The sequence below is a fragment of the Massilia sp. UBA6681 genome, assembly GCF_002454935.1.
Classification (GTDB): domain Bacteria; phylum Pseudomonadota; class Gammaproteobacteria; order Burkholderiales; family Burkholderiaceae_D; genus Telluria; species Telluria varians.
In genome coordinates this window covers 135686-151120 of record NZ_DKJX01000120.1, presented here as the reverse complement: position 1 = coordinate 151120, position 15435 = coordinate 135686, and the positions used below count along the sequence as shown (strand labels likewise).

Genomic DNA, 15435 nt, shown 5'->3' with positions numbered 1-15435 from the left:
AGGCTCCGGATCGTTCATTTCCATGGGCGGTGATAGGCGCCCAGGGTGTGCTGCTGGCCCTCCGCCACCTTGTCGAGTTCGGCCATCCAGGCCGGACGCACGGCATAGCGCTGCCGTTCGGCGCTGCACAGGTCGATGGCTTCGCGCCAGACGCGCGTCACCTGCGCGACGTAGGCGGGACTGCGCTGGCGCCCCTCGATCTTGATGGCGCGCGCGCCCAGCTTGATCAGCTTCGGCAGGATTTCCAGGGTGTTCAGGCTGGTCGGCTCCTCGACCGCGTAATAGGTGTCGCCATCCACGTCGAAACGGCCCTTGCACAGGGTTGGATAAGCGGCGTGCTCCGAGGCGTCGTAACGGTCGATCAGCACCTCGTTCAGGCGCGCCTCGAGGCCCGCCGGCGTGTGCTGCCAGCGCACCGCCTTGGCCGGCGAGCACACCCCGTGGGTGTTGGGCGACTCCCCGGTCGCATAGGACGACAACTGGCAGCGGCCCTCCACCATGACGCACAGGCTGCCGAAGCCGAACACCTCGATCTCGACCGGCGTGTTGCCGATCACCTGCTCGACCTGGGCGAGCGAGAGCACGCGCGGCAGCACCGCGCGGGCGATGCCGAAATGGCGGTGGTAAAAGTTGATCGCTTCCGCGTTCGTGGCCGAGCCCTGCACCGACAGGTGCAGGCGCAGTTCGGGATGCACGCGCGCGGCATATTCCATCAGGCCCGGATCGGCCAGGATGACGGCGTCGATGCCGGCCATGGCGGCGCGGTCGATGGCCTGGCGCCATACGTCCCAGGCGCCGGGTTGCGGATAGGTGTTGAGGGCCAGGAAGACCTTGCGGCCGCGCCGGTGGGCATACTGGATGCCGTCGGCGATGGCGGCGTCGCCGAAGTTCAGGCCGGCGAAATTGCGCGCATTGGTGGCGTCGCGAAAACCGAGGTAGACGCAGTCGGCGCCGTTGTCGACGGCGGCCTTGAGCGCGGGGAGGCTGCCGGCAGGGCAGACGAGTTCGACCGGCGCGCGCGCCGACGGCGCGCGGCTTGCATCGGGAGGGGTGAGTAACATGGATAGCGGGACGGGTAGTGCTCGGCCAGGGGCCGTGCTGTCGATCGATGCCGGCAGCGTGCCGGCCCTGCGGGAAAACCTCCGTTCTCCCATGTCACGACTATAGCGGCGAGGCGCCCGGCGCGCCTTAAACTGGTTCAAGAACCGGGCAAGGAGCGCGCTAGAAGAAGCGCACCGGCTGCCCGTCCTGATCGAAGGCAGCGAAGCGATCGATGGCGCCGCGGTGCACGGCATCGATCATCATCTTCAGGGCGCGCTCGACGTCTTGGCCGCCGGGCGGCTGGCCGTCGCGGCCCGGCAGGGCGGCCACGAACACCATGTCCCAGGGCTGGCCGGTCTGGCGCGACTCCTCGGCCAGGGCCGCGAAGCTGGCCAGTTCGGCGGCCGACTTGTCGACGCACATCACGGGTGTCAAGGCGCCGCCCCGGCCGGCATCGAAGCGCTTTTTCTGTCCGGGAGAATGCGTTTGCGGCAGCTCGGCGGCGGCGAACACGAACAGCAGTTGCTGTGGCTCGTCCTGGGCGCCGGCGGCGGCAAGGAAATCGGAGAAGTCGTTGAGTTGCATGATAGGGGGTCGAAAAAAAGGTCAGTCTGCCACGGTGGGCCGGATCAGTGCGCGAGATAGCGTCCGGGCCGGTGGTTGATCGCCAGGGTCAGGTTGAGCACGGCGGTGCCCGCCAGTGACAGCATCCAGGACGCTGGCGTGAGCAATGCGAGCGAAGCCAGCAGGATGAGCGCGTCGATCGCGAGCTGCACCAGGCCGGCGCGCCAGCCGAAGCGTTCCTGCAGCCAGATGCAGAGGATGTTGAAGCCACCCAGGCTGGCCCGGTGGCGGAACAGCATCAGGAGGCCCACCCCGACCAGGACGCCGCCCATCAGGGCGGCGTAGAGAGGATGCACCCGGCCCAGCTGCAGCACGCCCGGCAGCAGCTCTGTGCCGAGCGAAAACAGCAGCACCGCGCCCAGGGTCTTGAGGGTGAAGCGCCAGCCCAGCTTGCGCAGGGCGCAGGCATAAAAGGGCAGGCTCAGGACAAGGAAGATCTTGCCGAACCCGATGCCGGTCGCGTAGTGGAGCAGCAGGCACAGTCCGGCGACGCCGCCGGTAACCAGGCCGGCGCTGTTCATCAGGGTGACGCCGAGCGACATCAGCATGGCGCCGCCGACCAGGGCCTGCAGGTCGTCCAGCACCGAGTGCGGGACGCTGCGTTCGGCGATGGATTGTCCGGCGCCGGCCATGGCCTTACTGCACCAGCGGCGTGTCGGCGCCTTCCAGGGTCACGCCGGTGATCTCGGCCCGTCCCACCAGCAGTTGCAGGTACTGGTGCACGCCGCGCTGCCAGGCGGCGGTGCCCAGGTAGTCGGCGATCTGGGCACGCACCGCCTCGAAGGGCAGCAGGCGACCCTCGACCCGGCGCTGGACCTGGACGATGTGCAGGCCGAAGCGGGTTTCCAGCAGGCGCTCGGCCAGCTGGCCTTCGCCGAGGCGGAACAGCAGCTTGTCGAACTCGGGCACGCACTGGCCGCGCGAGAGCTGGCCCAGGCTGCCGCCGACCGCGCCGGACGGACAGTTCGAGTACTGGCGCGCCAGTTCGTCGAAGCGCTCGGGCGCGGCGCGCAAGGCTTCCAGCACTGATTCGGCGGTGGCGCGCACCAGTTCCAGCGGCACGCTGGGCGTGACCTGGAACAGGATGTGGCGCGCCTCGACCATCTCGCCGTTGGTGAAGCGCTGCGGATGGTTGCGGTAGTACTGGGCGCAGGCGGCTTCGTCGGCCTGCGGCACCCGTACTTCGCGCGCCAGCAGGGTTTCGATGCAGGTGTCGTCATCCTCGCCCTGGATCCCGAGGCGCGCCGCTTCCTGCAGCAACAGGGTGCGCAGCACCACTTCGTGTACCGCTTCCTTGAGCGGATTGGCTGCGTCCTGGTGATGCGGCAGTTCGCGTTCGATGACGCTGTCGTCGATGTCGACGCCGTTGATGGAAAGTCCCATGATGTCTCCTTTAGCCTTCTCAGCGCGGGCGGACCAGCTGGAAGGCGCGGCCCAGGTAAGCCACCGCGCCGAAGCCGCTCCATACGTGCACCAGGCGAGTGAACGGGAAGATGACGAACAGCGACATTCCCATGAACAGGTGCAGCTTGAACACCAGCGGCGCATCGACGATGAAGCCGGCGGCATCGCCGCGGAAAGTGACGATGTGCTGGGCCCAGCTCATCAGGAGCACCATCATGTGGCCGTCCATGTGGCCTGCCGACACGAAGATCGAGCTCAGGCCCAGCAGCAGGGTGCCGAGAATCCACAGCAGGACGATCTTGTCCTTGAAGGTGGTGGCGCGGCGCAGGCGGTCGTTGGCGATGCGGCGCGCCAGCAGCAGCACGATGCCGACCAGGCATAGGGTGCCCATGATGCCGCCGGCGACCATGGCGAACAGCTGCTTGGCGCCGTGCGGAACGCCGAGGCTGTCCCAGACCCAGACCGGGGTGAGCAGGCCGGCGGCATGGCCGAAGAACAGGCCGATGATACCGATGTGGAACAGCGGGCTGCCCCAGCGCAGGCTGCCGCGGTGCAGCACCTGGGTCGACTCGGACTTCCAGGTATATTGTTCGCGATCGAAGCGGATCAGGCTGCCGAGCAGGAAGATCGCCAGCGCGATGTATGGGTAGATCCCGAAGGTGAATTGGTGCAGGTAGTTCATGATGGTCTCCTGGGCATTCCGGCGGTCAGGCGGCGGCGCGCGCCTGGCGGTGGACGCCTTGCGGGTAAAAGTTGATCGGTTGCGTGCCGTTCGCGGCCGGCTTGAGCAGCGGCTCGACACCGTCGGCACCTGGGCCGAAGGTTTCCAGGGCTTCGTCCATGTCCTTGATCGGCGGCTCGGAGAGTTCCTCGGCCTGGACCGGCGACAGGCTTTCGAGCACGTCGAACACGCCGGCATATACGCTGCCGTTGGCATCGAGCTTGCGGCCGATGTGGGCCAGCACGTGGACGGCGTCGCCCAGCAGGCGCCCGGCGGCCTCGTCGCTATCCAGCTGCGACAGGAATTCCAGGAACAGCGGCACGTAGTCGGGCAGCTCGTCCGGGCACATCTCCAGCCCGTGCTTCTTGTACTCTTCCATCAGGTCGACCATGGCCTGGCCGCGGTCGCGCGACTCGCCATGGATGTGCTCGAACAGGTGCAGCGAGTGCGTCGGCGTGCGGTCGAAGGTCTGCACGTATTCCTGCTGCAGCGTGATCATGTCGTTCTCGGCCAGGTGCGCCAGCAGCGAGGCCACGCGGGCGCGCATCGGCACCGGCAGGCCGGCTTCGAGCTCGGGCAGGGCGGCGACCAGCTCCGGCTCGGGGTAGGTCAGCAGCGCCGACAGGATTTGGTAGTGTTGCATGTCGATTCCTCGTTTTCCTTGCCCGCCCCCGGGGACGGGGGCGGCGGTTGGGATGCATCTAGCGCCTCAGGCGCCTTCCATCTCTTTCTTCTTGCGCGACTTCGGCATCGAGACGAAGTGCACCGAGCCCTGTTTCTTCTTGCCGAACAGGGAGGCGTCGCTGACGCCGTCCGAGCAGCCGTTGCCGAAGGAGAAGCCGCAGGATCCCTTCTCGTTGAAGCTGTCCTCGGCCATCTCCTTGTGGCTGCTCGGGATCACGAAGCGGTCCTCGTAGTTCGCGATCGCCATGATGTGGTACATGTCCTCGACCACGGCTTTCGAGAGGCCGGTCTGCTTCAGCACGGCGAGGTTCTCGACACCGTCGACCGACTTGCTGCGCATGTAGGCGCGCATCGCCAGCATGCGGTCCAGCGCATGGACCACCGGTGCTTCCTTGCCCGCGGTGAGCAGGTTGGCCAGGTAGCGCACCGGGATGCGCAGGCTCTGCGTATCCGGGATGATGCCGTTCATGCCCATCTTGCCGCTTTCGGCCGCGGCCTGGATCGGCGACAGTGGCGGGATGTACCACACCATCGGCAGCGTGCGGTATTCCGGATGCAGCGGGAAGGCGATCTTCCACTCGACCGCCATCTTGTACACCGGCGAGCGCTTGGCCGATTCGAGCCACGAATCCGGAATGCCCTGGCGGCGTGCTTCCTCGATGACCTTTGGGTCATGCGGGTCGAGGAACAGGTCGAGCTGGGCTTCGTACAGGTCCTGCTCGTCGGCTACCGAGGCGGCGGCCTCGATCTTGTCGGCGTCGTACAGCAGCACGCCCAGGTAGCGGATCCGGCCCACGCAGGTTTCCGAGCACACGGTCGGCTGGCCGGCCTCGATGCGTGGGTAGCAGAAGGTGCACTTCTCGGCCTTGCCCGACGACCAGTTGTAGTAGATCTTCTTGTACGGGCAGCCCGAGATGCACATGCGCCAGCCGCGGCACTTGTCCTGGTCGATCAGCACGATGCCGTCGTCCTCGCGCTTGTACACCGAGCCGGACGGGCAAGAGGCGACGCAGGCCGGGTTCAGGCAGTGCTCGCACAGGCGCGGGAGGTACATCATGAAGGTGTTCTCGAAGGTCGAGTACATCTCTTTCTGCACGTTGTCGAACAGCTTGTCCTTGCTGCGCTTGGCGAACTCGCCGCCCAGGTCGTCTTCCCAGTTCGGGCCCCATTCGATCTTGTCCATTTTCTTGCCGGTCAGGACCGAGACCGGACGGGCGGTCGGCGGCGTCTCCGACAGCGGCGCGTTCTGCAGGCGCTCGTAGTCGTAGGTGAAGGGCTCGTAGTACTCGTCGATCGCCGGCAGGTTCGGGTTGGCGAAGATGTTGGCCAGGATCTTCAGGCGCGAGCCCTGACGCGGTTCGATCTTGCCCGAAGCGGTACGCTTCCAGCCGCCGTTCCACTTGTCCTGGTTTTCCCATTCCTTCGGGTAGCCGATGCCCGGCTTGGTCTCGACGTTGTTGAACCACGCGTACTCGACGCCGTCGCGGCTGGTCCAGACGTTCTTGCAGGTCACCGAACAGGTGTGGCAGCCGATGCACTTGTCCAGGTTCAGGACCATGCCGATTTGTGCTCTGATTTTCATTTCAATTCCTCATTCATCCTGGCGCCTTAGGCATTCTTCGGTGCCGGCATCCTTGCCAGCGCGGGTTCGCGTTCTTCTTTCGGGGCCTTCGGCTGCGCTGCCGGCCTGGCTTGCGCCGGCCCCGGACCGCGCGTGATCTCGTCGCTGTTCGGCCGCGATTCGTCGCGTGCGCCTTCCATCCACTCCACGTCGCGCATCTTGCGCACCACCACGAATTCGTCTCGGTTCGAACCGACCGTGCCGTAGTAGTTGAAGCCGTACGACAGCTGGGCATAGCCGCCGATCATGTGAGTCGGCTTGGTCACGGCGCGGGTCACCGAGTTGTGGATGCCGCCGCGCTTCTTCGACATCTCCGCGCCCGGCACGTTGACGATCTTTTCCTGGGCGTGGTACATCAGCGTCATGCCTTCGGGGACGCGCTGGCTGACCACCGCGCGGGCGGTGAGCGTGCCGTTCACGTTGAACACCTCGATCCAGTCGTTGTCCTCGATGCCGGCGGCTTTCGCGTCGGTTTCCGACAGCCACACGTGCGGTCCGCCGCGCGACAGCGTCAGCATGCGCAGGTTGTCCGAGTAGGTCGAGTGGATGCCCCACTTCTGGTGCGGCGTGATGAAGTTCAGCGCCAGCTCCTTGTTGCCGTTCGGGCGACGGTTCATGATCGCCTCGGTGGTCTTGGTGTTGATCGCCGCCTTGTACACGCACAGTCCCTCGCCGAAGTCGCGCATCCACAGGTGATCCTGGAAGAACTGCTGGCGGCCGGTCAGCGTGCGGAACGGAATCAGCTCGTGCACGTTGGTGTAGCAGGCGTTGTAGCTGACCTCTTCGCTCTCCAGGCCCGACCAGGTCGGCGAGGAGATGATCTTGCGCGGCTGGGCCTGCACGTCACGGAAGCGGATGCTGTCGTGTTCGCGCGGTTTGGCCAGGTGCGTGTGGTCGCGTCCGGTGATCTTGGACAGCGCATCCCAGGCCTTCACGGCCACGTGGCCGTTGGTTTCCGGCGCCAGCGTGAGGATCATCTCGGCCGCATCGATCGCGGTGTCCAGGCGCGGCTGGCCCTGCGACACGCCTTCTTCCTGGACAGTGCGGTTGATGCCGCGCAGGGTCTCGACTTCGTGCCCGGTCTTCCAGCCGATGCCCTTGCCGCCGTTGCCGGCCTTCTCGAGCAGCGGTCCCACCGAGGTGAACTTCTTGTGGATGTCGCGGTAGTTGCGCTCCACGACTGTCATGGCCGGCATGGTCTTGCCGGGGACCGGTTCGCACTCACCAAGACGCCAGTCCTTCGGATCGAAAGGCTGACCCAGTTCGCCCGGGGTGTCGTGCATCAGCGGGGTGAGCACGAGGTCCTTGCGGGTGCCGAGACGGGCGCCGCCGATCTCCGAGAACTTGGCGGCGATGCCCTTGTAGATCTCCCAGTCCGACTTCGATTCCCACAGCGGCTGCACGGCTTCGGACAGCGGGTGGATGAACGGGTGCATGTCGGAGGTGTTCAGGTCGTCCTTTTCGTACCAGGTCGCGGTCGGCAGCACGATGTCGCCGTACAGGCAGGTGGTCGACATGCGGAAGTCGAGCACCACCAGCAGGTCGAGCTTGCCTTCGGCGGCCGGACGTACCTTGACGTCACGCGGCTTGATGCAATCGGTCTCGTCGCTCAGCAAGGCGTTCTGGGTGCCGAGCAGGTACTTCAGGAAGTACTCGTGGCCCTTGCCCGAGCTGCCCAGGATGTTCGAACGCCACACGAACATATTGCGCGGGAAGTTCGCCGGATTGTCCGGGTCGTCGCACGAAAAATTCAGCTTGCCGGCCTTGATCTGCTCGACCGCGTACTGGGCCGGATCCATGCCTGCCGCTTCGGCCGCGCGCGTCACCTCGAGCGGATTGGTCTCGAGCTGCGGCGCCGACGGCAGCCAGCCCATGCGCTCGGCCTTGGCGTTGTAGTCGATCAGGGCCATCTCTTCCATCTTGCCGTCGGCGGTCGGGCACAGGATTTCCGAGGTGTGCAGCTTCTCGTGGCGCCACTGGCTGGTGTGGGCATAGAAGAACGAGGTCGAGTTCATCTGGCGCGACGGACGGTTCCAGTCCAGCGCGAAGGCCAGCGGGGTCCAGCCGGTCTGCGGGCGCAGCTTTTCCTGGCCCACGTAGTGGGACCAGCCGCCGCCGCTCTGGCCGATGCAGCCGCACATCATCAGCATGTTGATGATGCCGCGGTAGGTCATGTCCATGTGGTACCAGTGGTTCAGCGCCGCGCCGACGATGACCATCGACTTGCCGCGGGTGCGGTCGGCGTTGTCGGCGAACTCGCGCGCCACCGTGATGACGTCCTGCGCCTTGACGCCGGTGTGCTTGACCTGCCAGGCCGGGGTGTAGGGAACGTCGTCCTCGTAGCCCTTGGCGGCGTTCGGGCAGATGCCGCGGTCGACGCCATAATTGGCCATCGACAGGTCGAACACGGTCGTGACCATGGCTTCGCTGCCGTCGGCCAGGGTGATCTTCTTGACCGGCACGTTGCGCAGCAACAGGTCGTCGGCATCCTTGCCGCCGAAGTAGGGGAAGCCGACCGGCACGATGCCGTCGTTGGCGTCGATCAGCGACAGCTGGGGATCGATCGGGTTGCGCGTCGAGCCTTCCTTCTGCTCGAGGTTCCACTTGCCGGCCTCGCCCCAGCGGAAACCGATCGAGCCGCTGGGGGCGACGATCTTGCCGGTGGCCTGGTCGAGCACCAGTGTCTTCCATTCCGGGTTGTTGGTTTCGTTCAGGTTGTCGGCCAGGTGCGAGGCGCGCAGGAAGTAATCCGGCACCAGGGTGCCGTCGCGTTCCTTGAGCATCACCAGCATCGGGAAGTCGGTGTACTGCTTGGCGTACTCGGTGAAATAGGCCGATTTGCCGGTTGCGTGGTATTCCTTCATGATGACGTGGCCCATGGCCATCGCCAGCGCGGCGTCGGTGCCCTGCTTGGGGGCGAGCCAGATGTCGCCGAACTTGGCCATCTCGCCGAAGTCGGAAGACACGGCCACGGTCTTGGTGCCCTTGTAGCGCACTTCGGTGTAGAAGTGGGCGTCCGGGGTACGGGTCATCGGCACGTTCGAGCCCCACACCATCAGGTAGGTCGAGTTGTACCAGTCGGCCGATTCCGGCACGTCGGTCTGCTCGCCCCACACCTGCGGGCTGGCCGGCGGCAGGTCGCAGTACCAGTCGTAGAAGCTCATGGCCACGCCGCCGATCAGGCTCAGGTAGCGGGTGCCGGCGGCATAGCTGACCATCGACATGGCGGGAATCGGCGAGAAGCCGATGATGCGGTCCGGACCATACTTGTCGATCGTATGGGCATTCGCGGCGGCGATCATCTCGTTGACTTCGTCCCACTTGGCGCGCACGAAGCCGCCCTGGCCGCGGATCGACTTGTAGCTGGCGGAGCGCTCCGGATCCTGGGTGATCCACTCCCATGCACCGATCGGGTCGCGGGTGAGGCGCGCCTCGCGCCACATCTGCATCAGGCGGCCGCGCACCATCGGGTGCTTGACGCGCTGCGCCGAATAGACGTACCACGAGTAGCTGGCGCCGCGCGGGCAGCCGCGCGGCTCGTGGTTCGGCAGGTCCGGGCGGGTGCGCGGGTAGTCGGTCTGCTGGGTTTCCCAGGTGATCAGGCCGTTCTTGACATACACCTTCCAGCTGCAGGAACCGGTGCAGTTCACGCCGTGGGTCGAACGCACGATCTTGTCGTGCTGCCAGCGCTGGCGGTAGGCGTTTTCCCAGGTGCGGTCTTCAATGACCACCTCACCGTGGCCGTTCGAGAACGTTTGCTTGGCTTTGCCGAAAAATTTCAGTCGGTCCAGAAAGTGACTCATGGTTTCTCCATCGACGCGCCGGCGGCGCGCTTCGCTAATGTGATTTCACTGTTGCCAGTCTACGGAGCGGCTTGTCCGTTGAGTATTCGTAAGAAGTCGGTCCGGCGCCGGATTTGGGACTAGTGCGCCTACACCTTTCGAACTAGCCCCGCGGTGCTCCGAGAGCACGAAGGCCGCTGCCTGAAGCCTCAGGCAGCGGCCTTCGCCGCAGCGCGCCGGTCAGCCCGGCACGCCACTCCCGCCGGTCGTGCGATCAGCAGGGCATTTCCGCGCCCTTGCGCGAGTAGAACCACCAGGTCACGGCAATGCAGCTCATGTAGAAGCCGATGAAGCACCACAGGGCGGCGTCGGCGCTGCCGGTCAGGGCGATCGAGGTGCCGTAGCTCTTCGGGATGAAGAAAGCGCCGTAGGCGGCGATGGCCGAGGTGAACCCGAGGACCGCGGCAGCCTCCTTGTTGGCGCTGGCGACGGCCTGGGCTTGCACGGCTTCCGGCTGGCCGGCAGCAGCGCGCTGGTGCAGGCTCAGGAAGATCACCGGGATCATGCGGAAGGTCGAGGCGTTGCCCACGCCGGTGCAGGCGAACAGCACCAGGAACATGCCGAAGAAGCCGGCGAAGCTGCCGGGATTGCCGCCGCCGGGCAGGAAGTGCAGCACGCCGAGCACGGCGCCGATCATGGCGACGAAGGTCCAGACGGTCACGCGGGCGCCGCCAAGCTTGTCCGAGATCCAGCCGCCAGCCACGCGGGACAGGGCGCTGACCAGGGGGCCGACGAAGGCGTACTGCAGCGGATTCACGTCCGGGAACAGGGTGCTGGTGAGCAGCGGGAAGGCTGCCGAGTAGCCGATGAACGAACCGAAGGTGCCGATGTAAAGCCAGCACATCAGCCAGTTATGCTTGCGCTTGAAGATCACGGCCTGCTCCGAGAACGAGGCCTTGGCCGAGGCCAGGTCGTTCATGCCGAACCATGCGGCCAGAGAGCTCAGGAGAATGAAGGGCACCCAGATGAAGCCGGCGTTCTGCAGCCAGACCTGCTTGGTTTGGGCGGCGCCTTCCACGACCTTGCTCCAGGTCTGCGGCTCGCCGCCGAACACGGCGGCGGTGATCACCAGCGGCACCACGAACTGCACCGCCGACACGCCCAGGTTGCCCAGGCCGGCATTCATGCCCAGGGCGTAGCCCTTCTGCGCCTTCGGGAAGAAGAAGCTGATGTTGGACATCGACGAGGCGAAGTTGCCGCCGCCAAAGCCGCACAGCAGGGACAGTACCAGCATGGTCGGGTAGCTGGTGGTCGGGTCCTGGACGGCGAAACCGATGCCCAGCGCCGGGATCATCAGCGAGGCCGTCGAGATCGCAGTCCATTTGCGGCCACCGAAGATCGGCACCATGAACGAGTAGAAGATGCGCAGGGTCGCGCCGGACAGGCCCGGCACCGCGGCCAGCCAGAACAGCTGGTTGGTGCTGTACTTGAAGCCGATCGCCGGCAGGTTGACGACGACGACGCTCCAGACCATCCAGATTGCGAAGGCCAGCATCAGGGCCGGGATCGAGATCCAGAGGTTGCGGCTGGCGGTGGCCTTGCCGCGGTGTTGCCAGAAGGCGGGGACCTCGGGCTCCCAGGTCGATATCAGGTAGCTGCTCACAATGTTCTCCTGTGTGCGTTTTTAATTGGTTGATGAAAGGTGGGTAGGATCAGGCTGCCCTGCGTACCGGGGCGGCCGGCGCCTTGGGCGCAATTGCCGCCGGCTGGGTGCGCTCGGGTTTGAACGAGAAGTGCATCCAGACCAGCGAGACGCAGACGGTGCCGTAGAGCAGCATGAACGAGCTCGAGCGGATGCCGGTCAGGTCGACGATGGCGCCGAACAGGATCGGCAGGATGAAGCCGCCCAGGCCGCCGGCCAGGCCGACCACGCCCGAGACCGCGCCGATGTTGTCGCTGAAGTCGTCGGCAATGAAGCGGAACACCGAGGCCTTGCCGATCGCCATGGCCACGCCGACCACGAACAGCAGGGCGGTGAAGGCGATCGGGCCGAGGCCGATCTGCATGTCCATGACGCCCTCGACGGTCTTGACACTCATGGTGGTCTGCGGATACGACAGGATGAAGAAGCAAACCCAGCAGACCCACATCACCCACCAGGTGACCTTGTAGGCGCCGTACTTGTCCGAGATCCAGCCGCCCAGCGCGCGCAGCACGCCGCCCGGCAGCGAGAAGCAGGCGGCCAGCAGCGCGGCCAGCTTCAGGTCGAAGCCGTACTCGCCGACGTAGTACTTGGTCATCCACAGGGCCAGTGCCACGTAGCCGCCGAACACGACCGAGTAGTACTGGCAGTAGCGCCACACCCGTGGGTCCTTCAGCACGCGCATCTGCTGGGCGAACGATTCACCGGAGGGCGTCTTGTGCGCCGGGTCGGAATACGAGAAGAACCAGAACAGCAGGGCGGTGGCGACCATCGCCCCGGCATACACCTTGGGCAGGTACTGCCAGCCGGCCGCGGCGATGATGGCCGGTGCCACGAACTTGGTCAGGGCCGAGCCCGAATTGCCGGCGCCGAATACGCCCATGGCGAAACCGCGGCGTTCCTTGCCGAACCAGCGGGCGACATAGGGCGTGCCGACCGAGAACGAGCCGCCGGCCAGGCCGACGAACAGGCCCAGCACCAGGAAGTGCCAGTAGGCGGTCGCGTAGCTGATCAGGTAGATCGGCAGCGCGCAGGCCAGCATCAGGATGAAGAAGACGATGCGGCCGCCGAAGCGGTCGGTCCAGATGCCGAGCGGGACGCGGGACAGCGCGCCGCTCAGCACCGGGGTGGCGATCAGGAGGCCGAACTCGGTCTCGTTCAGGCCCAGCTTGGCCTTGATGGGGATGCCCAGGACGGCGAACATCATCCATATGGCAAAACAGATCGTGAATGCAAAGGTACTGCTGACGAGGACCGCGACCGGTCGTTTATCAGTGCTCATGTTTTTCTCCTGAAACGCACTTTTCGATAGTTCAAAGCCTACGTGGAAGCGGTATGCCCAACTATTGGCCGGAGGGCGATATTCATTTGGGCAAGAGAGCTAGTGCGGCTAGTCACAAATAGCTAGCAGCCCCAGGCGGGGGGGCGTCGTGATTCGTCCACCTTGAGCCGGCGCAAGCGTGTAGGATGGCGACATTTCCACGAAGCCCAACGCCATGCAGAACCCATTGAGCCTGGAACAACTGAGCAGCATCATCGATATTGCCGAGAACGCCGTCGTCTGTACCGACGAGGCGCAGCGCATCGTGTTCTTCAACCAGGGCGCACAACGGGTGTTCGGCTGGGCCGCCGAGGAAGTGGTCGGCCAGAACCTGGAACTCCTGATTCCCGCGCGGTTCCGCCCGGGACACGGCGAGCGCGTCGCCGGTTTTCGCCATGGCGAGCGGCCGGCGCGGCGGATGGGCGAACGCGGCACCATCTATGCGGTCCGCAAGGACGGCAGCGAGTTTCCGGCCGAGGCCACGATCTCGAAATCCGAGGCGGATGGGCGCGTCATCCTGACCGCGATCCTGCAGGACATCTCCGAGCGCAAGGCCTACGAGCGCGAACTGGAAATGGCCAAGGACAGGGCGGAGGCCGCGATGCAGGCCAAGAGCATGTTCCTGGCCAATATGAGCCACGAAATCCGCACGCCGCTGAACGCCGTCATCGGCATGACCAGCCTGCTCCTGCACACCGACATCAACGAGGAACAGCGCGATTACACGGAAACCATCCGTTCCAGCAGCGAAGCGCTGCTCTCGATCATCAACGACCTGCTCGACTACTCGAAACTGGAGGTAGGGCGGCTCGACCTCGAACGCCATGCCTTCGAGGTGCGGCGCTGTGTCGAGGACGCGCTCGACCTGCTGGCGCCGGCCGCCAGCGAAAAGAATCTCGACCTGGCCTACATGCTCGAGCCGGGAGTGCCGGCGACGATCCTGGCCGACGCCACCCGCCTGCGCCAGATCCTGGTGAACCTGCTGTCGAATGCGATCAAGTTCACCCACCATGGCGAAGTCGTGGTCACGGTCTCGTCCGTCGTGCGCGAGGGTGGCGCCTGCCGGCTCGCCTTTGCCGTGCGCGATACCGGGATCGGTATCCCGGCGCATCGCCTCGAGGACGTCTTCACCTCGTTCACCCAGGTGGACGCCTCGACCACGCGCAAGTACGGCGGCACTGGACTGGGATTGACGATCAGCAGGCGCCTGGCCGAGATGATGGGCGGCGACCTGAGCGTGGAGAGCGAAGTGGGGCGCGGCTCGACCTTTACCTTCGCCATCGAAGCCGAGGCCTTTGACGAGCAACTGGCCGAGAACGTCCTGCGCGACCGCGCCATGCACGTGCGCGGGCGGCGCATCCTGATCGTCGACGACAACGCGACCAACCGGCGCATCCTGATGAAACAGACATTGCTTTGGGGAATGGAGCCGCTGGCGGCGGCCTCCAGCGTCGAGGCGGTCGACCTGGTTCGCGACGGCCATCCTTTCGACGTCGCCATCCTCGACATGCAGATGCCCGACATGGACGGCGCCCGCCTCGCGCTCGAGCTGCGCAAGCACCGCGACCGCAAGGCGCTGCCGCTGGTGTTGCTGACCTCGGTCGGCCAGCGTCCGCGCGCCGATACCGATACCGATGCCGACGACGAGGCCATGGGCGCGTTCTCGGCCTGGCTCAACAAGCCGATCAAGCCGGCCGCCCTGCTCGAGGCCTTGCAGCAGGTACTCGGCGAACGTGGCGGCCGCGCAGAGCGGGCCCCGCTGGCGCCGGCGCTGGCGCCGCAGGCCGGCGCGGAAGTGGACATCCTGGTTGCGGAGGACAATACGATCAACCAGAAGGTCATCAAGCAGTTGCTGCGCCACCTCGGCTACCGGGGCGACGTGGTGGCCAACGGCCTGGAAGCGCTCGAGGCGCTCGACCGCCAGGAGTACCCCGTGATCCTGATGGACATGCAGATGCCGGAGATGGACGGCCTGGAAGCGACGCGCCGGCTGCGCCAGCGCTTCCGCGGCGCCAATGCGCCCTACATCATCGCGATGACGGCCAACGCCATGCCGGGCGACCGCGAACGCTGCCTGGACGCGGGAATGAACGACTACGTGCCCAAGCCGATCGAGCTCGAGGTGCTGGACGGAGCGCTGGCGGCGGCGGTCGAGCACGTGACGGCACGCCGGCGCGACGGTGCGGTCATCAATGCCTCACGGATCGACCAGTTGCGCGCCATCGATGACGGCGCCTCGCTGCTGGATGAAGTGATCGGGTCGTTCGTCGGCGAGGTCCCCCAACTGCTGGACAAGCTGGCCCATGCGGTAGAGACGCGGGACGGTCCCTTGCTCGCATCGACCGCGCACTATTTGCAGTCGAGTATAGACTTCGTCGGCGCCAACCGCATGCGGGTGCCATGCATCAATCTCGAGCTGATGGGCAAGGGCGAGCATTTCGAGGACGCCGGCGCGCAACTCGGGGAGCTCAGGCGCACCTATGAAGAAGCAAGTTCGGCATTGCTGGCGCTGTCCGGCCGGGCCAGCTGAGATGG

The 15435-nt window shown here is 65.7% G+C and carries 11 protein-coding genes; 1 reads left to right on the top strand and 10 read right to left on the bottom strand.

All coding sequences use genetic code 11. The features are described 5' to 3' along the window. Window positions 1-14 precede the first annotated feature (14 nt). The 10 genes from ubiU to B2R83_RS22440 form a co-directional block, all read right to left on the bottom strand. A complete protein-coding gene (gene ubiU / locus B2R83_RS22485) occupies window positions 15-1061 on the bottom strand; it encodes a ubiquinone anaerobic biosynthesis protein UbiU (protein ID WP_292045180.1) in 1047 nt (348 codons plus the stop codon). 160 nt (window positions 1062-1221) lie between these two features. Next, a complete protein-coding gene (locus tag B2R83_RS22480) occupies window positions 1222-1626 on the bottom strand; it encodes a ribonucleotide reductase subunit alpha (protein WP_292045177.1) in 405 nt (134 codons plus the stop codon). Between the two features lie 44 nt (window positions 1627-1670). Beyond that, window positions 1671-2297, bottom strand: coding sequence for a YitT family protein (locus B2R83_RS22475; protein ID WP_292045174.1), 627 nt, complete (start codon window positions 2295-2297; stop codon window positions 1671-1673). Between the two features lie 4 nt (window positions 2298-2301). Further along, the gene (locus tag B2R83_RS22470) at window positions 2302-3048 is read right to left on the bottom strand and encodes a peptidylprolyl isomerase (protein WP_027863684.1); all 747 of its coding nucleotides are present in this window, start codon (window positions 3046-3048) and stop codon (window positions 2302-2304) included. Between the two features lie 19 nt (window positions 3049-3067). Beyond that, on the bottom strand, window positions 3068-3751 hold the full coding sequence (gene narI, locus B2R83_RS22465) for a respiratory nitrate reductase subunit gamma (RefSeq protein WP_027863683.1): 684 nt from the start codon (window positions 3749-3751) through the stop codon (window positions 3068-3070). Between the two features lie 25 nt (window positions 3752-3776). Then, on the bottom strand, window positions 3777-4433 hold the full coding sequence (gene narJ / locus B2R83_RS22460) for a nitrate reductase molybdenum cofactor assembly chaperone (protein ID WP_027863682.1): 657 nt from the start codon (window positions 4431-4433) through the stop codon (window positions 3777-3779). Between the two features lie 66 nt (window positions 4434-4499). Beyond that, on the bottom strand, window positions 4500-6056 hold the full coding sequence (gene narH, locus B2R83_RS22455; protein ID WP_027863681.1) for a nitrate reductase subunit beta: 1557 nt from the start codon (window positions 6054-6056) through the stop codon (window positions 4500-4502). Window positions 6057-6082: 26 nt separating this feature from the next. After that, window positions 6083-9898, bottom strand: a complete 3816-nt coding sequence (locus tag B2R83_RS22450; RefSeq protein ID WP_292045168.1) for a nitrate reductase subunit alpha — start codon at window positions 9896-9898, stop codon at window positions 6083-6085. Between the two features lie 253 nt (window positions 9899-10151). Then, a complete protein-coding gene (locus tag B2R83_RS22445; protein ID WP_209586134.1) occupies window positions 10152-11540 on the bottom strand; it encodes a NarK family nitrate/nitrite MFS transporter in 1389 nt (462 codons plus the stop codon). 49 nt (window positions 11541-11589) lie between these two features. Continuing rightward, the gene (locus B2R83_RS22440) at window positions 11590-12861 is read right to left on the bottom strand and encodes an MFS transporter (protein ID WP_027863679.1); all 1272 of its coding nucleotides are present in this window, start codon (window positions 12859-12861) and stop codon (window positions 11590-11592) included. A 214-nt stretch (window positions 12862-13075) separates the two neighbouring features. Here B2R83_RS22440 and B2R83_RS22435 point away from each other — a divergent pair, with 214 nt between their 5' ends. Further along, window positions 13076-15430: a response regulator gene (locus B2R83_RS22435; RefSeq protein ID WP_292045163.1), complete on the top strand. Its 2355-nt coding sequence runs from the start codon at window positions 13076-13078 to the stop codon at window positions 15428-15430. The last annotated feature ends 5 nt before the right edge of the window (window positions 15431-15435 follow it).

Coding starts and splice junctions, on each gene's coding strand:
- narH (WP_027863681.1), bottom strand. CDS start 6,056: ATGAAAATCAGAGCACAAATCGGCATGGTCCTGAACCTGGACAAGTGC.
- B2R83_RS22470 (WP_027863684.1), bottom strand. CDS start 3,048: ATGGGACTTTCCATCAACGGCGTCGACATCGACGACAGCGTCATCGAA.
- B2R83_RS22435 (WP_292045163.1), top strand. CDS start 13,076: ATGCAGAACCCATTGAGCCTGGAACAACTGAGCAGCATCATCGATATT.
- B2R83_RS22480 (WP_292045177.1), bottom strand. CDS start 1,626: ATGCAACTCAACGACTTCTCCGATTTCCTTGCCGCCGCCGGCGCCCAG.
- narJ (WP_027863682.1), bottom strand. CDS start 4,433: ATGCAACACTACCAAATCCTGTCGGCGCTGCTGACCTACCCCGAGCCG.
- narI (WP_027863683.1), bottom strand. CDS start 3,751: ATGAACTACCTGCACCAATTCACCTTCGGGATCTACCCATACATCGCG.
- B2R83_RS22450 (WP_292045168.1), bottom strand. CDS start 9,898: ATGAGTCACTTTCTGGACCGACTGAAATTTTTCGGCAAAGCCAAGCAA.
- ubiU (WP_292045180.1), bottom strand. CDS start 1,061: ATGTTACTCACCCCTCCCGATGCAAGCCGCGCGCCGTCGGCGCGCGCG.
- B2R83_RS22440 (WP_027863679.1), bottom strand. CDS start 12,861: ATGAGCACTGATAAACGACCGGTCGCGGTCCTCGTCAGCAGTACCTTT.
- B2R83_RS22475 (WP_292045174.1), bottom strand. CDS start 2,297: ATGGCCGGCGCCGGACAATCCATCGCCGAACGCAGCGTCCCGCACTCG.